The sequence below is a fragment of the Actinomadura sp. HBU206391 genome (assembly GCF_014323665.1).
Lineage (GTDB): Bacteria > Actinomycetota > Actinomycetes > Streptosporangiales > Streptosporangiaceae > Actinomadura_C.
This window is the reverse complement of sequence record NZ_JABVEB010000581.1, coordinates 1-593: the sequence shown is the minus strand read 5'-3', so window position 1 is coordinate 593 and position 593 is coordinate 1. Positions and strand designations below refer to the sequence as shown.

Here is a 593-nt window from a genome sequence, read left to right as displayed (position 1 = left end):
CCGGTGCCGCTGTTCGTCGGGGATGCCCGCACGGACACGCCGGGCAGCGACCCGCTTGGCCTCCGCCGGATCGGCGGCCAGCGCGTCGTCCCACCGCTCGGGCAAAAACAGCCGCCAGTCCAACGGAGCCGAGCAGGCATCGGTCACCGCATGCACGCTCACCGCGATCTGGCAGTTGGTCACCTTGCCCGCCGTGCCGGTGTACTGGCGGGCCACACACGGCGAGGCATCCCCGTCCTTGAGATGACCGGTATCGTCCAGCACCCACGCACCCGCCGCCACGACCTCGGCGGTCTTGACGGCCAGCCGCCGCCGGACCGCGACGTAATCCCACGTCGACGACGTGATGAACTGCTGCAACCGCTGATGGTCGACCCCGAGCCGCTCAGCCATCGGCTGCATCGACTTACGCCGCCCATCCAGCATCAGCCCACGCAGATACAGCCCACCGTTGATCCGCTGATCACGGCGCACCAACGGCGCGAACATCTCAGCGGCGAAATCCTCCAGGCACACACGCACCGCACCCAGCTCCTCAGCGATCACACCAAGATCATCCCACAGATGATCAACACCTAACAAAGTCCTACTAG

At 66.4% G+C, this 593-nt stretch carries 1 protein-coding gene; it reads right to left on the bottom strand.

The features are described from left to right. A partial coding sequence (locus tag HKK72_RS39530; RefSeq protein ID WP_187239468.1) for a transposase occupies positions 1–546 on the bottom strand: 546 nt, incomplete at its 3' end. Between the last annotated feature and the right edge of the window lie 47 nt (positions 547–593).